General features: G+C 56.9%; 16 protein-coding genes and 5 pseudogenes. 6 read left to right on the top strand and 15 right to left on the bottom strand.

The annotated features are described in order from the left end of the window. Positions 1-102: 102 nt before the first annotated feature. Both VXM67_RS13055 and VXM67_RS13060 read right to left on the bottom strand, forming a co-directional pair. The gene (locus tag VXM67_RS13055; RefSeq protein ID WP_023380380.1) at positions 103-924 is read right to left on the bottom strand and encodes an aldo/keto reductase; all 822 of its coding nucleotides are present in this window, start codon (positions 922-924) and stop codon (positions 103-105) included. After that, a complete protein-coding gene (locus VXM67_RS13060) occupies positions 912-1817 on the bottom strand; it encodes a LysR family transcriptional regulator (RefSeq protein WP_023380381.1) in 906 nt (301 codons plus the stop codon). The genes VXM67_RS13055 and VXM67_RS13060 overlap by 13 nt, the downstream gene beginning before the upstream one ends. Before the next feature lie 141 nt (positions 1818-1958). Between VXM67_RS13060 and VXM67_RS13065 the strand changes: the two genes are divergently transcribed. The 5 genes from VXM67_RS13065 to VXM67_RS13085 all read left to right on the top strand — a co-directional run bounded on the left by VXM67_RS13065 (position 1959) and on the right by VXM67_RS13085 (position 8121). After that, the gene (locus tag VXM67_RS13065; protein ID WP_023380382.1) at positions 1959-2657 is read left to right on the top strand and encodes a CoA transferase subunit A; all 699 of its coding nucleotides are present in this window, start codon (positions 1959-1961) and stop codon (positions 2655-2657) included. 35 nt (positions 2658-2692) lie between these two features. Continuing rightward, positions 2693-3349 (top strand): CoA transferase subunit B, encoded by a 657-nt coding sequence (locus VXM67_RS13070; RefSeq protein WP_023380384.1) that lies wholly within the window; start codon positions 2693-2695, stop codon positions 3347-3349. A 153-nt stretch (positions 3350-3502) separates the two neighbouring features. Then, a complete protein-coding gene (locus VXM67_RS13075) occupies positions 3503-4921 on the top strand; it encodes a TIGR00366 family protein (protein ID WP_023380385.1) in 1419 nt (472 codons plus the stop codon). Positions 4922-5104: 183 nt separating this feature from the next. Beyond that, complete coding sequence (locus tag VXM67_RS13080) at positions 5105-7327, top strand: TonB-dependent siderophore receptor (protein WP_027907617.1); 2223 nt, start codon at positions 5105-5107, stop codon at positions 7325-7327. A gap of 17 nt (positions 7328-7344) precedes the next feature. Continuing rightward, positions 7345-8121, top strand: coding sequence for an AraC family transcriptional regulator (locus VXM67_RS13085; RefSeq protein WP_023380387.1), 777 nt, complete (start codon positions 7345-7347; stop codon positions 8119-8121). A 233-nt stretch (positions 8122-8354) separates the two neighbouring features. On the opposite strand, the pseudogene VXM67_RS13090 reads toward VXM67_RS13085, so the two are convergent. The 11 genes and pseudogenes from VXM67_RS13090 to VXM67_RS13140 all read right to left on the bottom strand — a co-directional run. Further along, positions 8355-8699, bottom strand: a pseudogene (locus VXM67_RS13090) (IS5 family transposase); the annotation flags it as partial. Positions 8700-8892: 193 nt separating this feature from the next. After that, on the bottom strand, positions 8893-9483 hold the full coding sequence (locus VXM67_RS13095; RefSeq protein WP_367237056.1) for a hypothetical protein: 591 nt from the start codon (positions 9481-9483) through the stop codon (positions 8893-8895). Positions 9484-9882: 399 nt separating this feature from the next. Then, a pseudogene (locus VXM67_RS13100) lies at positions 9883-10450 on the bottom strand (RHS repeat-associated core domain-containing protein); the annotation flags it as partial. A 144-nt stretch (positions 10451-10594) separates the two neighbouring features. After that, a pseudogene (locus VXM67_RS13105) lies at positions 10595-11227 on the bottom strand (IS30 family transposase); the annotation flags it as partial. 58 nt (positions 11228-11285) lie between these two features. Then, positions 11286-11693: an Imm44 family immunity protein gene (locus tag VXM67_RS13110; protein ID WP_023380392.1), complete on the bottom strand. Its 408-nt coding sequence runs from the start codon at positions 11691-11693 to the stop codon at positions 11286-11288. A gap of 360 nt (positions 11694-12053) precedes the next feature. Beyond that, positions 12054-12710 (bottom strand): annotated as a pseudogene (locus tag VXM67_RS13115) (RHS repeat domain-containing protein); the annotation flags it as partial. Between the two features lie 63 nt (positions 12711-12773). After that, positions 12774-13022: a hypothetical protein gene (locus tag VXM67_RS13120; protein ID WP_148299916.1), complete on the bottom strand. Its 249-nt coding sequence runs from the start codon at positions 13020-13022 to the stop codon at positions 12774-12776. A gap of 285 nt (positions 13023-13307) precedes the next feature. After that, positions 13308-13679, bottom strand: a complete 372-nt coding sequence (locus VXM67_RS13125; RefSeq protein ID WP_104883331.1) for a hypothetical protein — start codon at positions 13677-13679, stop codon at positions 13308-13310. Beyond that, positions 13680-13769 (bottom strand): annotated as a pseudogene (locus VXM67_RS13130) (polymorphic toxin type 37 domain-containing protein); the annotation flags it as partial. A gap of 193 nt (positions 13770-13962) precedes the next feature. Beyond that, entirely contained in the window at positions 13963-14205 is a 243-nt protein-coding gene (locus tag VXM67_RS13135; protein ID WP_084212824.1) for an RHS repeat-associated core domain-containing protein, read from the bottom strand. After that, positions 14156-14329 (bottom strand): CHC2 zinc finger domain-containing protein, encoded by a 174-nt coding sequence (locus tag VXM67_RS13140; protein WP_023380396.1) that lies wholly within the window; start codon positions 14327-14329, stop codon positions 14156-14158. Before VXM67_RS13140 ends, VXM67_RS13135 begins: the two co-directional genes overlap by 50 nt. A 129-nt stretch (positions 14330-14458) precedes the next feature. On the opposite strand from VXM67_RS13140, the gene VXM67_RS13145 reads away from it, so the two are divergent. Beyond that, positions 14459-14818 carry a helix-turn-helix domain-containing protein gene (locus VXM67_RS13145; protein WP_049818826.1) on the top strand — a complete coding sequence of 120 codons (360 nt, stop codon included), beginning with the start codon at positions 14459-14461 and terminating at the stop codon, positions 14816-14818. Between the two features lie 71 nt (positions 14819-14889). Here VXM67_RS13145 and VXM67_RS13150 read toward each other — a convergent pair whose 3' ends face one another. Beyond that, positions 14890-15138 carry a hypothetical protein gene (locus VXM67_RS13150; protein ID WP_367237057.1) on the bottom strand — a complete coding sequence of 83 codons (249 nt, stop codon included), beginning with the start codon at positions 15136-15138 and terminating at the stop codon, positions 14890-14892. Positions 15139-15153: 15 nt separating this feature from the next. Continuing rightward, complete coding sequence (locus VXM67_RS13155) at positions 15154-15393, bottom strand: hypothetical protein (protein WP_155950806.1); 240 nt, start codon at positions 15391-15393, stop codon at positions 15154-15156. Positions 15394-15448: the final 55 nt, after the last annotated feature.

The following is a 15448-nucleotide window of genomic DNA, read 5'->3' on the forward strand; positions in this document are numbered from 1 at the left end:
TTTCGCGGGTAAGCCTGCGCCTGCAGGTCTCCCTGGATTCTCGAGGGCAATGCAAAAACCGTAGGAGCGGTTCTACCCGTGAAAAGGGCTGTCAACGGCCGTTCAGACCATCGCCAGGGGCTGCTTGCGTGTCGGCGCCGGAAATGCCCGGTCGATCGCCCGCAGGTCCTCGCTGTTCAAACTCAGCACCCCGGCCGCAGCATTCAAGCGCACATGCTCCGGTGTGACTGCTTTGGGGATGGCAACGACCCCATCGTTGCGCGTCACCCATGCCAGGCTTACCTGGGCCGGGGTTGCGCCGTGCCGCTCGGCGATTTCGCTGAGCACCGAGTGCTGCAACAGCTGTCCCGCCTGGGCCAGTGGGCAGTAGGCCATGGTCGGCAAGCCGCGCTTCTGGCTCCAGGGCAACAAGTCGAACTCGATCCCGCGTTGCGTCGGGTTGTACAGCACCTGGTTGGTCGCGCAGTTGGCATCGTCGAGTTCGCGCAGGTCGTCGACATCGAAGTTGGATACCCCCCAACGACGGATCTTGCCTTGCTCGCGCAGCCGCTCGAACGCCTCGACGGTTTCCTCCAGCGGGTACTGCCCGCGCCAGTGCAGTAGATACAGGTCGATGCAGTCGGTGCCCAGGCGCTTGAGGCTGCGCTCGCACGCGGCCGGCACGCCGCGCTGACTGGCGTTGTGCGGGTAGACCTTGCTCACCAGAAACACTTGGTCACGGCGCCCGGCGATAGCCTGGCCGACCACTTCCTCGGCGCCGCCCTCGGCATACATTTCCGCGGTGTCGATCAGGGTCAATCCCAGTTCGATACCTTGCTGGAGGGCCGCAACCTCCGCAGCCTTGCGATGTGGGTTTTCGCCCATGTACCAGGTGCCCTGGCCAATGGCCGGAACGCTGGAGCCTGCCAGTTTCACGTAACGCATGTCACCTCCGGGGGCTGAGTGTGGGAAAGCAGTACCTCGAGCAGCGCCTGCGCTGCGGTGGACAGTTTGTGGTCACTCAAGGCGATCACGCCGATACGTCGTTCGACGATCGGGTCGACCAGCGCCACGCAACGTGCGCCGAGCTCCTGCATCTGGTTGATGCACAGCGCAGGCACTGCGCTCACGCCCAGCCCGCTGGCCACCATTCGGCCGATGGTCGACAGCTGATGGCTCTCGAACGCCACCGCCAGCTTGCCGTGCTGCGCCGCCACATTGTGTTCGAGCAACAGGCGAACCGCAGAAGGGCGTTGCAAGGCGATGAAGTCCTCGCCCAGCAGTTGGTTCCAGGTGGCCTGTTGCTGCGCTGCCAGTGGCGAATCGGCCGGCACCACGGCGACGAAACGGTCCAGGTAGAGAGGGTGGAAGTCCAGGCCTTCGTTGTTGTCCGGTTCGAAGCCGATGCCCAGTTCTACGCGACGATGACGCACCAGCTCCAGCACTTGCTCGTTGATCACATCATGCACTGTGACGTTGACCTTGGGGTACCGCTGGCGAAAGACCTTGAGCGAGTGTGGTAGCAGATTGCCGGCGAAGGCGGGTATGGCGGCCACCGACACTCGCCCCAGCTGCAGGGTGAAGCGCTGGCGCAGCATCTCCTCGGTGTCGTCCCAGTCGGCCAGCAGGCGTCGGGCCATGGGCAGCAGCACTTCACCTTCGGCCGTCAGGCTGACGCTGCGGGTGGTGCGGGTGAGCAGGGCGCCGCCGAGGTTGTCCTCCAGCGCCTTGATGGTCAGGCTCAGCGCCGGTTGCGACACATGCAGGTGTTCGCCGGCCTGGGCGAAGCTCTGGTATTTGGCCACGGTGACGAAGGCACGCAGTTGCTTGACGTTCATGACAGGGCTTGGCCTTTGTTTTGAATTTATTATCAATTGATGATTAAAACAAAATTAACAAATCAGTCGCCAGCAGTGAAGATGCCTCCACACGCTCACCGACAGCCTCGTCGGTTCAACAACTACAAAAGGCGGATCAGCATGGCCGGACTGGACAAGCGCGTAGCAACCTATGAACAGGCCCTCGAAGGCCTGAACGACAACATGACGGTACTGGCCGGTGGCTTTGGCTTGTGCGGTATCCCCGAAAACCTCATTGCCGAAATCAAGCGCCGTGGTGTCAAAGGCCTGACCGTGGTGTCCAACAACTGCGGCGTCGATGGCTTCGGCCTGGGTGTGCTGCTCGAAGACCGGCAGATCCGCAAGATGATCGCCTCCTACGTCGGTGAGAACGCCGAGTTCGAACGCCAGCTTCTGAGCGGTGAACTGGAGGTCGAACTGACCCCGCAAGGCACCCTGGCGGAAAAAATGCGTGCGGGCGGTGCGGGCATCCCGGCGTTCTATACCGCCACCGGTTATGGCACTCCAGTTGCCGACGGCAAGGAAGTGCGCGAGTTCAACGGCCGCAAGTTCATCCTCGAAGAGTCCATCACTGGTGACTTCGCCATCGTCAAGGGCTGGAAGGCCGACCACTACGGCAACGTGGTGTACCGCAACACCGCACAGAACTTCAACCCGTTGGCCGCCACTGCCGGCAGGATCACCGTGGTGGAAGTCGAAGAGATCGTCGAGCCTGGCGTCTTGCTGCCCAGTGAAATCCACACTCCGGGCATCTATGTCGACCGCGTGATCGTCGGCACTTTCGAGAAACGTATCGAAAAACGCACCGTCAAGGCCTGAGCGCCGTCCTGAAGAACAACAAAGAGATCCTGACCATGGCATTGACCCGCGAACAGATGGCGCAACGCGTCGCCCGTGAACTGAAGGACGGTTACTACGTCAACCTTGGCATCGGCATTCCGACGCTGGTCGCCAACTACGTACCCGCCGATATGGACGTTATGCTGCAGTCGGAAAACGGCCTGCTGGGCATGGGCGAGTTTCCGACCGAAGGCACCATCGACGCCGACATGATCAATGCTGGCAAGCAGACCGTCACCGCCCGTCGTGGTGCCTCGATCTTCGACTCGGCCCAGTCGTTCGCCATGATTCGTGGCGGCCATGTCGACCTCACCGTGCTGGGCGCTTTCGAGGTGGACGTGGAGGGCAACATCGCCTCGTGGATGATTCCCGGCAAGTTGGTCAAAGGCATGGGCGGCGCCATGGACCTAGTGGCCGGAGCCGAGAACATCATCGTCACCATGACCCACGCCTCCAAGGACGGCGAGTCCAAGCTGCTCCCGCGCTGCAGCTTGCCGCTGACCGGTGCGGGCTGTATCCGCAAGGTGCTCACCGACCTGGCCTATCTGGAAATTGAAAACGGTGCGTTCATCCTGCGCGAGACGGCGCCAGGGGTGAGCGTCGAGGAAATCATCGAGAAGACCGCCGGCAAGCTGATCGTGCCCGATGATGTGAAGGAAATGACCTTCTAAGGTCATTCCCCATCCCCTGTGGGAGCGGATCTGCCCGCGAATGCATTGGCCAACTGACTGCTGCATTCGCGAGTGAACCCGCTCTCACAGGGTTTTTGCGTTTCCGGCAGATTTGCCGTTGCAACCAATAAAACCAATAAAAGGAAGTTTACCGTGGCCGCTGAAATTCAAGACAGCCGCTCCGCCCGCTTTGCCTTGCGCTGCTCCAACTGGGCCGAACGCTGGTTCCCCGACTCCTGGGTATTCGCTGCCCTGGCGGTGATGCTGGTGTGCCTGGGCGCCCTGGTCATGGGCGCCAAACCGACCGACACCGCCAAGGCCTTTGGCGATGGCTTCTGGAGCCTGATCCCATTCACCATGCAAATGGCCTTCGTGGTCATCGGCGGCTACGTGGTCGCCAGCTCGCCGCCGGCTGCGCGGTTGATCGACCGCCTGGCACGCCTGCCCAAGAACGGCCGCTCGGCTGTGTGCTGGGTCGCGCTGATTTCGATGTTGGCCTCGCTGCTCAACTGGGGCCTGTCGTTGGTGTTCGGCGGTCTGCTCGTTCGCGCCCTGGCCCGCCGTACCGAGCTGAAGATGGACTACCGCGCCGCTGGCGCAGCCGCCTACCTGGGCCTCGGCGCCGTCTGGGCACTGGGCCTGTCGTCTTCGGCCGCGCAGTTGCAGGCCAACCCTGCCAGCCTGCCGCCGTCGATCCTGTCGATTACCGGTGTGATTCCGTTCACTGAGACCATCTTCCTCTGGCAGTCCGGGGTGATGCTGGCCGCGCTGGTGATCGTTTCGTTGGTGATCGCCTATGCCACTGCACCCGGCCCGAACAGTGCGCGCAGCGCCGAGGATTGTGGCGTCGACCCAAGCTTCACCGCGCCGCCCGCGCCTCAGCGCACCCGCCCCGGTGAGTGGCTGGAATACAGCCCGATCCTGATCCTGCTGCTGGTGGCGCTGGCCGGTGGCTGGCTGTACCAGGAGTTTGCCACCAAGCCGGCGATCACCGCGATTTCCGGGCTGAACACCTACAACCTGTTGTTCATCATGCTCGGCGCCTTGTTGCACTGGCGCCCGCGCAGCTTCCTCGACGCTGTGGCCCGCGCCGTGCCGACCACCACCGGGGTCCTCATCCAATTCCCGCTGTACGGCTCGATCGCCGCGATCCTCACCCAGGTCAAGGGGGTCGATGAGCAGACCTTGGCTCATCATATTTCGCTGTTCTTCACCCAGATCGCTACCCATGACACCTATGCGTTGCTGATGGGCGTGTATTCGGCGGTGCTGGGCTTCTTCATCCCTTCAGGCGGCGGCAAGTGGATCATCGAGGCGCCGTACGTGATGATGGTGGCCAATGACTTGCAGTACCACTTGGGTTGGGCGGTACAGATCTACAACGCCGCCGAAGCGCTGCCGAACCTGATCAACCCGTTCTACATGCTGCCGCTACTGGGCGTGCTGGGGCTCAAGGCACGTGACCTGATCGGCTTCTCGTTCGTGCAGTTGCTGGTGCATGTACCGTTGGTGCTGGTGCTGCTGTGGGCATTGGGGACTACGTTGCAGTACCTGCCGCCGGTGATGCCTTGAAGTGACGGGCTGTTGCTGAAAGCCTCATCGCTGGCAAGCCGGCGATGAGGCCAGTACGGACAGCGCGATCTTTACGTTTCGATGACATATCGATAACGATTCTTATCCGAGATTCGTTTTCATGTGAATGCTGCCAAACGGCAGCCATGGATTTTCATCGGACGTACAAGGAGTAAGGCAGCGATGTTCGCGCCCATCAGCCGTTCCATGACCTTGACCCTGGGTCTTTGCACCACCTTCCTCAGCACTGCGACACTGGCAGAAGACAACGAACCAAGGCCGCAGGAAGGGGTGCTGGAACTCGGCTCCACGCAAATTCTTGCTCAAAGCCTGGGCAGCACCACCGAAAACAGCGGGTCTTACACCACGGGCAGCATGAGCGCAGCCACGCGGCTGAACCTGTCGATCAAGGAAACTCCGCAATCGGTCTCGGTGATCACCCGTCAGCAACTCGATGACTTCCAGCTCGACACACTGTCCGAGGCCATGGCGCACGTCACGGGCGTCACCGTGCAGCGCAACGACTCGGAGCGGCCGACTTACTACTCCCGTGGATATGCCATCAACAACTTCCAGATCGACGGGATGCTCAACACCTTCTCCGGGCTCAAGTCGGATTCGGACACCATCATCTATGACCATATCGAGGTCGTGCGCGGCGCCACTGGCTTGACCACCGGCGCGGGCGACCCGTCTGGCACCATCGCCATGGTGCGCAAGCGTCCGACCCATGAGCTGGCGGTCAACAGCGGTGTCAGTGCAGGCAGCTATGACAACTACTACAGCCACCTGGATGTCGGCGGCCCGCTGGGGTGGGAAGGGCGCCTGCGCGGTCGCACGGTGCTGGCCTACCGGGACAGCCAGTCATTCATGGACAAGTACGCCACCCAGCGCGAGGTGGCCTATGGCATCGTCGAGGCAGACCTGACCGACAGTACCGTGCTGGCGGTAGGCTACGATTACCAGAACAAGCATGTACAAGGCGCGTCCTGGGGCACGGTACCTTACTGGAGCGCCGATGGCGGCAAGGCCGATCTGCCCCGTTCGACCAACCTGGCTGCGCCCTGGTCGTCCTGGCCACTGAAAGACCAGACCTTGTTCGCCACCCTCGACCAACGCCTGGGTAACGATTGGCTGCTCAAGGCGGCTTACACCCATCGCCAGACCGACAGCGACGGCAAGGTGTACTACGGCGGCAATGGCTTCCCCGAGGCCGACCGCAGCGGCATGAAGGCCTGGTCCAGGCACATGTCTGGCCAGGAAAAGATGGACGCGATCGACTTCAACCTGGCCGGCCCGTACCAGCTGTTCGGGCGCAGCCATGACTTCATGGTTGGCTATGGCGAGTCCGAGCGGCGCAACAGCTCGCCCTATCTGATTGCGCTCTCAGTGCCTGATGGCTACACCAGCATTCCCGACTGGAAGTACATGGGGTCGATACCAAAGTTCTACGACATCGACACGGGCCTGGATGCTTCGCGCAGCTACATCCGCCAGAAAGCCGGTTACATTGCCACGCGCCTGAACCCCACCGACCGCCTGCATGTGGTGCTGGGCAGCCGTTACGGCAGCTGGCAGACCAAAAGCCGCGACTGGACCTATGACGATGCGCTCAATGCCGCTGAAACCCAGAGCAAGCAGACCCAGAACGACCAGTGGACACCCTATGCCGGCGTGCTCTACGACCTCACCGAGCAGTACACGGCGTATGTCAGCTACACCGACATTTTCAACCCGCAGACGGTGCGTGACGTCAACAAGCAGTACCTCGAACCTATCGTCGGCAAGGTCTACGAAGTGGGCCTCAAGGGCAGCCTGTACGACGATCGCCTCAACCTGAGCACGGCGGTGTTCCGCAGCAAGCAGGACAACGTCGCCGAACAGGACGACTCGGTGCCGCCGGGGCCGGACGGTGAAATCTATTACAAATCCGGTGGCAAGGGCGTGGTGGTCGAAGGCTTCGAAGCCGAGATTGCCGGTGAGGTGATGCCCGACTGGCAAATGAGCCTGGGCTACAGCTACACCCATGCCGCAACGGGCGACAAGCAGCGCAAGAATACCGAGCAGCCGCTGAACCTAGTGCGTTTCTCCACCACCTACAAGCTAACCCCGGTCTTGACCGTGGGCGGCAACCTGGACTGGCAGAGTGACAACTTCAAGGCGGCCAATCGTCCGGTGGGGCGAGAGGCGGACGGCACGATCATCACGGTCAAGGACACCATTAGCCAGAAGGCCTTCTCGGTGGTGGGGCTGATGGCGCGCTATCAGTTCGATGAGCATGTGTCAGCGTCATTGAACGTGAAAAACCTGTTCGATGAGCACTACTACAACAACCTTGGGTTCTATAACGGGGTTTATCATGGCGAACCGAGGACGATGATGGTTAGTCTTGACTGGAAACTGTAACGCGTGAGGAGCGCTCGATGATCGAGGTGTCGCGGTTTTGGCGGGATCCAACCTTGCCTTTCGTTGAAGCCCGGCGGGTAGGGGATGGGCGCAAGGTGTGTTACGCCGCCCATTCCCATGAGAGCTTTTCCATCGGTGTGATCACTGGCGGGCGTAGCCGTTACCTGACCGGTGACACTCAGGTCGAAGTCAGCGCCGGTACCACGGTGCTGATGAACCCTGGCGTGGTGCACACCTGCAACCCGATCGAAGGGGAGGCATGGTCTTACCTGATGCTGTTCGTCGACCTGCCGTGGTTGCAGACGCTGGGGTTCGAACTGCCTGGGCACACCTGTAGCACGTCGCCGAGGCTGTACGGCCGGCTGTTGCAGGTGTTTGCCAGCTTGTTCGACGACGCTGAGCCCCAGCGTGAGGCGCTGCTGGCGACGTTTTTTACAGACCTGCCAGGTTATCTTGGGGCACCTACGCGCGTCAGCGCGTCAGGCCATCCGCGTCTAGAGACGGCCGCTGCCTTCATTCGTGCGCACCGCACCGACCCACTGAGCCTTGAAGATATCTGTGCCGCTGCCGGGCTGTCGCGGGCCTATCTGATCCGCGCATTCCGACAACGCTTCGGCCTTACGCCCCATGGATACCTGGTTGATCAGCGGGTTCAGCATGCCCGGGCGCAATTACGCCAGGGCAGGGCGATCGCCGAGGTGGCAGTGGAGGCTGGGTTTGCGGACCAGGCGCATCTGCAACGGGTGTTCAAGCAACATCTGGCGGCGACGCCTGGGCATTATCGTGATGCTTGAAGTGGGTTGTGAGCAGGCTGATAGGGTCTTGACTGGTTAAACGACACGTTGTCGGATCATGGTGTCGGTACCGATTTTAATGCAGCCGGCCTGCCGAGGTGATGACAGTGGTACCAGGCAATCGCATCGAAATCTTGCGCCCTATTTGCGCGATAGTCCGGTGTCCCCCTTTGTCGTCCCAGCAGGATTTCTGCCCTGATGGCTGACAGCTGGTGCATCGTTGTAGCCATATACCGCTGCGCTCCAGATGAAGCACGGGTTGCTCGAACAGCGGTCGAATCGATCATCCAGGTGTGGGGATCGATCAAGCCTTTTTCATTGAGTCTGAGGTGCAATCGTCTGAGCATCTGATCGAATGTTCCGCGGTTTCGCCAGACCCGGAAGCGGTGATAGACCGTCGCCCAGGACCCGAAGCGCTCGGGCATATCTCGCCAGGCTGCTCCCGAGCACAGCACCCAGAGCACACCATCGAGCATCAAGCGATCACTGCTGCGGGACCTGCCCCTGACGTGGGCTGCCGTAAAGAGATCGGCGACCACTGCCCACGCCTCATCCGAGAGTTCATAACGCTTTGCCATCACAGAATTCCTTTCCGCAGATGGCCGGCGACTGTACAGAACCCCGGCTGTTCCGGGGCCACATTTCAGTTTCTTGGGATTTCAGACAGAGCCTAGGTGCGCTGCCCATCTTTGGTTGGGTGGGGTTTATGGAGCGCTTACGATTAAATCGCCTTGTCTAATAGGTCTGTCACACTTTGAGTCGCTCCAGTGTTTAGCCGAGCTGCAGAAAAAAACCATGCGCAGCCGCTAAATTTCCAGCCACAAAATCATCACTCAAGAGCAGGTACCCCATACCGTCCGATAACACACCTTTGTTTTCCGGAATCGATAAATCCAGATCGCCTCCGTAGATTGAAACCCTTCTTTTAGCATCTACAATCTCAAGCGGAGCCTGCAGCCAAGAATCAACTCCGTCAATTTTTGACGCGAGGTTCTCCTCATCATCTTCGCCATTATTTTCCAAAACAATGATCCTTCCACAACCTACAATTTTCCCTTCACTTTCATTACGAATTTCCTTGCATCTCTCATAGATAAGAACAGCCGCCTGAGACTCACCGCTTTTCATGCGCAGCTGACGATAATGACTAACTTTTCCAGGCTCATATGGTATAAAAATAGAAATCCAGTAAGGTGACGCTGCGTCACTCAACCAACTAACAGGAAAAGCCAATAAGTGCACCAATGGAAGCCCGCTATCTGAGCGTGGCCAGGACATACTTTTAGGCAAGCGCGCGCCACCTCCAACATAAGCATCACTTTCTAAAGGAGCATCCGTCGAAAAAACAAGTTCTTTGAACATATCAACCTACCTCGCAGCAGCAGTTTAATTTTTTAAGATATCGCGCTGATTGCTTTCTTAGCGCCTTCGCTTGCGCCGCAGATATACCCGCCCGTCGAATGGCGCCTTGCCAGACATCCATTTGACGCTTTTTCGGCTTACCTGTCTGCCCTGAAAACTGGAACTCATTCACCCCAACATTAAGATGCGTTCGCGCCAGCGCGTTCTCGCTGACATGTACTTGATCATGTTCTTTGGGGTTAAAGCAATTGATGGGTTATCTTTGTTCCTCCGTCGTTTGTTAGCACATCCCATCTGTACCAATGCTTCATGTCTAACAAATTCATGCACCTCAAGCTCATCACCAACATTCCCTTGTCCGTTCATACTCCCATAGGTACCCAACTGATTTTGTGCAGCAAGCCCTAATGGATCAGACCACTCGACAGGGTTCGGTGCGTAGGCGAACAGGTTGAACCCACCGGTGTAGCTGATCGGATCCTGGTTGATGAAACGCCCGACCTTCGGATCATTGTACCGATAGCGGTTGTAATGCAGCCCAGTCTCATGATCGTGGTACTGCCCCTGGAAGCGGATCGGGTTACCCAGACTATGCTGCTTGGACCACTCCGAACGCTCCTCCCGCACCTCACCCCACGCCTTGTACTGCCCCGCCCAGGCAACGTTGCCGTGCGGATCGGTCAACTCCATCGGCGTGCCGAGGTGGTCACAGTGGTACCAGGCAATCGCATCGAACGCCTGCGGCGGCATCGTCGTTTGCCACAACGGATCCTGATCGAAGTCGTACTCGCGCTGACGCCAATCCGGCTGCCTGTGCAGCACGATCGGGCGCTTGCGCAGGGCCTGGGCCACCGGCACGAAGCTGCCCGGTTCATACAGGTAATGCACAGTACGCCCGGTATTGCCATCGTCCCGCTTCCGGCCGGTCCCAGTAGTGCGCTACCGAATACTTATGCAGCCGGCCGCCAAAAGTCGCGGTGCGAACAGTACGGAAAAGTGCTTCCCAGATATGTCAGACGCAGTTCGACACGACTCGTAGGATGCGGACTACATCAGGCGGGATGAGTAAACGTGGCATTTAAAGGTGCGAGATTCGTGGGCAGCCTCCGCTCATTTTCACAAGCATCAAGTAACCTGTGCTGCGTTCGACCAGCGTACCCACCGCAGAAGCATTGGCTTTGCCTTTGATAAGGTCGCCCTCCCAATGGCATGGCATTTGGCGATCTTCCACCTCGGGCGGGCGAACGTGAATGCTGACCAAGTCGGGTATTTGACCACGGCGATCCACCCCGCCAGAACGTGGGCGGCGGTTGGTTTTGCCCTGTCGCAGACAGATGATCAACTCCTTGCGAAGCTCGCCCACCGGCAGCGCATAAATGGCGTTGTAGATCGTCTCGCGACAGACGTATGCATCTTCAATATTCGGTAATTCCATGGCGTTAAGCTTGCCGGCAATTTGCTGGGGAGAAAAGCATTTACGCAGCAGATAAACCACCAGGTCAAACGGTTGGCTTCCGGGCAGCAGCTTACGCTTGGGGCGGCAAGCCAGGCGCCGGTGTCGCATGTGCTGATGAGCCTGACTCGCCGAGTACCGGCCCGCCTCAGGGGCGTTGCGACGAAGCGCTCGGCTAATGGTCGAGGGGCTGCGATCAAGCAGCCTGGCAATAGCCCTCTGGCTCATGCCTTGAAGTTGGCCAAATTGAATCGTGATGCGCTCTTCGATGCTGAGTTCTTGATAGGACATAGGCACACTGTACCGGGTTGGTCAGGTGTTGCACTCAGTTTTTGCCGTCGCCCTATGTTTATGCATTCAGCTTCGCCCGAGCCTTGTCAATGGCGTCCATAAGCACACGAGCATCGTCCACCGTCAGCTTTAAACTTTTTATTCCGCCCATCATTTCGACAGAGCGAGCCAAAGCGTCAAACATCAGATTAGCCTGCTGAAGGCCTTCAGACTCCTTAAACTCACGAAATGGTAACTGCACACGCAACTCAACAACATTATTTGATTTATGGTAGCGCTTAACCTCCGGATAGTCCTCGACTATATCATCCGGCATAACAATAGATATAAAACTCCACTGTTTCGCACCACATGATAGGTCTACACCTTTAAGCAACTCAGAGATGATAGGCTCTACCGCTTTGCGAGCAGCTCTCTCTGAGTCACCTACTTGCACATCCTTCTCACTTGACATCCAGAAATCCATCAAAACCTCCTAGTAATCACTTCTATTTAGCGGGGGGCTATCCCCACCATTTTTAGCCTTGTGCTCAAGAATTTTCTCATGTTGCCAAGAGTGCATCTCCCTCTTACTACCGGATGCTTCCCTGAACATTTCAAGATTATTTTGCCGCATATACTTTTCTGGATAACGCCGCGTACCCATGGTGGTTTCTCCATATTTCATTATTTCACCCGTATCGCGATCCCTAAGCGTATATCCAATTGCTGGCTTGGTAGTGTTATGACTATTTCCATGGGTACCCTCCGTCTTACACGGACACGGTTTCGAAGGATCTTTTCCCGCACCAAACTGCCCATTCGCCTGCCGCGGCTGGCCTTTCCATAGCTCTAACGGGTCAATCCATTCAACAGGGTTCGGTGCGTAGACAAACAGATTGAACCCACCGATGTAACTGATCGGGTCCTGATTCAGGAACCTTCCAGCTCTTAGGTCATAGTACCGATAGCGGTTGTAGTGCAGCCCCGTCTCGTGATCGTGATACTGCCCCTGAAAGCGAATCGGGTTACTCATCCCGACCTGCTTGGCCCACTCCGAACGCTCCTCCCGCACCTCGCCCCACGCCTTGTACTGCCCCGCCCACGCAACGTTGCCGTGCGGATCGGTCAGCTCCATCGGCGTGCCGAGGTGGTCGCAGTGGTACCAGGCAATCGCATCGAACGCCTGCGGCGGCATCGTCGTTTGCCACAACGGATCCTGTTCGAAGTCGTACTCCCGCTGGCGCCAATCCGGCTGCCTGTGCAGCACGATCGGGCGCTTGCGCAGGGCCTGGGCCACCGGCACGAAGCTGCCCGGTTCATACAGGTAATGCACCGTACGCCCGGTATCGCCATCGTCCCTTGGCGGTGAGCTTTCCCAGGCCAGGGTGTCGCCGTCCCAGCCGAACAGGGTGAATCCGCAACCCAGTTCACGTTGGCGCTTGGCCCGCTGCATTTCGTTCCGGCCGGTGCCGGCTTCTGTATAGTGCGCCACCGAATGCTTTTGCAAGCCTCGGTCCGGGGAGCGTAGCTATACGAATACTGCTCGAAGACGAGTCAATGCTAATCACAGTCTTTTCTTGGCTGCCCGAGCTACTGAGTCGCTTCTATCAAAAGCCAATATTTCCAAAATATCTCGGGGAACCTTAGCATTGCAAGCGATACAATGCCTCATTGAGGCAATAGGATCTTCTGCAAGCGTCTCGAATGTTTTTCTAGTAATACGCCGTTTCATGGCGACATCAAATCTCACATCTGGATCGGCGCTCGCCGCCAAAGATTCCAACACTACACTGGAAATAGTATGGTTGTTCAATACTTCAACCTCTAGGCTCTGTACGAAAAGCCTTGAAACTCGGTGATGCTGCGTTGAAAACAGCCTCGGAGTGCTCATTTACAACCCGTAAACTCCGCTTCCTCGGCTGTTTTCGCCTTGGCTGACCTTCGTCTCAAGACTTTTCATACAGACCCTAGATCTGGATATTTCTCTACCACCTCTAGCCAAACAGCATCGTCTGCCTCCTTTTTTACACGTTCGCGCTCTTCGCCTTGGGCGGAATCGAATATGCATTTAAACTCGTCCGCGGCCCTAATCAATGGATTACCCCTTACATTTCATGTTCTTCATGAGCATCACGCTTCCAGTTTTCCCCTTATGCTTGTCCATGAAATCACCGGACTGTTTATTTGCAAACATGGATTCGTGCCAGTAATAATCACTATCTTTTATCCAGGCATGGCGATTCCCATTGGCGATCGCCGCAAGCGGCGTCAAGTTAACGCCGTACCTGAAAAGTATTGAAATAAGTTCTCGCGCATTCTCTTTTGAGAGTTTTCGCCTGTCTATTTTTATACTCAGCCCTTTCCCGGTTCCGCGGATATCGACTATGGCTGGATTAGAGGTGATACCTTCAAAAAAGCGAACTTCGTCCAAGTTGGAGAAAAAACTTGGGAGCTTTATTAATATGTTCATTTATCTTCGTCTCCCATCTGGATAGACATTCTCGTATTCGCCTTTAGGTTTTTGTACATCCCAGTGTGGCCCACCATGAGCCTTTGATCCAGGACCCTCAGGACCTGTAGGAACCCAAACGTTATCATATTTGTCGAGCCATCCTTATCCACGCCCATCATCAAGTTTTGCCCAAGTCTCTCCAAACTTGCATTCACAAAAGCCTTCTGCCTTTCCAGGCTTTCCCGGGGATTTAGAACCATGGGGATCATGGGCATCCTCAGGCGGGCGGCGAACTTTATACTTATTTTTTTGCTAACCCTAATGGGTCAACCCAGAGGACCGGATTGGCCGTATACGCAAATAAGTTAATTCCGCCTCTGTAGCTTATTGGGTCTTTGCTAATAAATCGCCCTGCTTTAGGAGCATAGTATCTATGTCGATTGTAATGCAGCCCAGTCTCATGATCGTGGTACTGCCCCTGGAAGCGAATCGGGTTACTCAGGCCATGCTGCTTGGCCCGACAGGCTGGGAGTGCTTTCGTCATGGAACACGCAGTGCACCCAATCCTTGCCACGCTTTTTCAGCTCATGGCCCTGCGACTGGATCAGCCGAACCAGCGACACCTCACGCTTAAGGCGTTCCAGTTCGGCTTCGGGGATGCGGGCCATCGGGGTTTCTTCAAAATACGTCAGCGCTTGTTTGAGGTTTTATTTTGATACCTTACACTGTGTCAAAGTCAAACCTTATCAGAGACAGGGCACACAGTTATGGAGTCCGAAACGATCTGGTTCCTACCCATGCATTTCCCCACACGCCTGATTCAGTTGCGCAAAGCCGCCGATCTCACCCAGCAAACTCTGGCTGACACTGCGTCAGTGCACGTTAATCAGATTCGGCGTTATGAGACAGGGACGGCTCAACCAACCTTAGAAGCCCTGATCCGGCTTGCTCAGGCTCTGCACGTCAGTCTGGATGATTTGGTGTTTGCAGAAGGGGAACGCGGGCCATCCGACGACTTGCGCCTGCGTTTCGAGGCCATTAGTCATATGCCCGAAGCCGAGAAGTCAGTTATCAAGGCACTACTTGATGGGATGATTCTCAAATACCAGGCGTCGCGAATTATGGGGACAAGCAGCAACAACCAAGCGGGTAGCTAAGAAGAAAAACTAACGCAGATAAAACAACACTGGCGCAAGGCCGGTGCTGGGAGAGTGCTACCACTGTACAGTCAACTGAACTCAATTGATTTCAGCTGCCCCTTGCCATCGCACAAAATAATGACCGTACCGTACGGACAATCTAGGGTTATTACCCTGTCCTTGAACTCATTATCAACCATTCCGGATGCCTTACGAGTAGGGCTGTCAAATCTAATCTCTAGAAAATGGCCCTCCCCATTTGCTTGATTTGGCAAGGCATCTTTATTGCCTTGCTCAGACAAGATTTTTTGAATTTCCTCAATATGAATTGACGCCATAAGCCCTCCGCGAACTCAAGGTAACGGTATAAAATCGCCTTTGCCTAATAAGTTTTTAACTTGATTATGTCTAATTGGTCCAGCGGAAATAATTTTCATCTCGTCTCTTGGCGCAGTAATTCGAATCACCTTCCCTTCAATTTCTTTAATTACATTGATATGCCCTGTCCTTGCGTCCATAAACCGAGTAGCGCTGGGGTTATTGGCAAGTTTCCGCAAAGCATCGGCATCAAGCTTTCCTGCAAGCTGACCCATTCGAGGATCGTTGAGCTGGCCAAATACGCGATCAGCAATTGAGAAGTTTTTTGCG

The sequence above is a fragment of the Pseudomonas sp. Rh2 genome (assembly GCF_040762985.1).
Lineage (GTDB): Bacteria > Pseudomonadota > Gammaproteobacteria > Pseudomonadales > Pseudomonadaceae > Aquipseudomonas > Aquipseudomonas taiwanensis.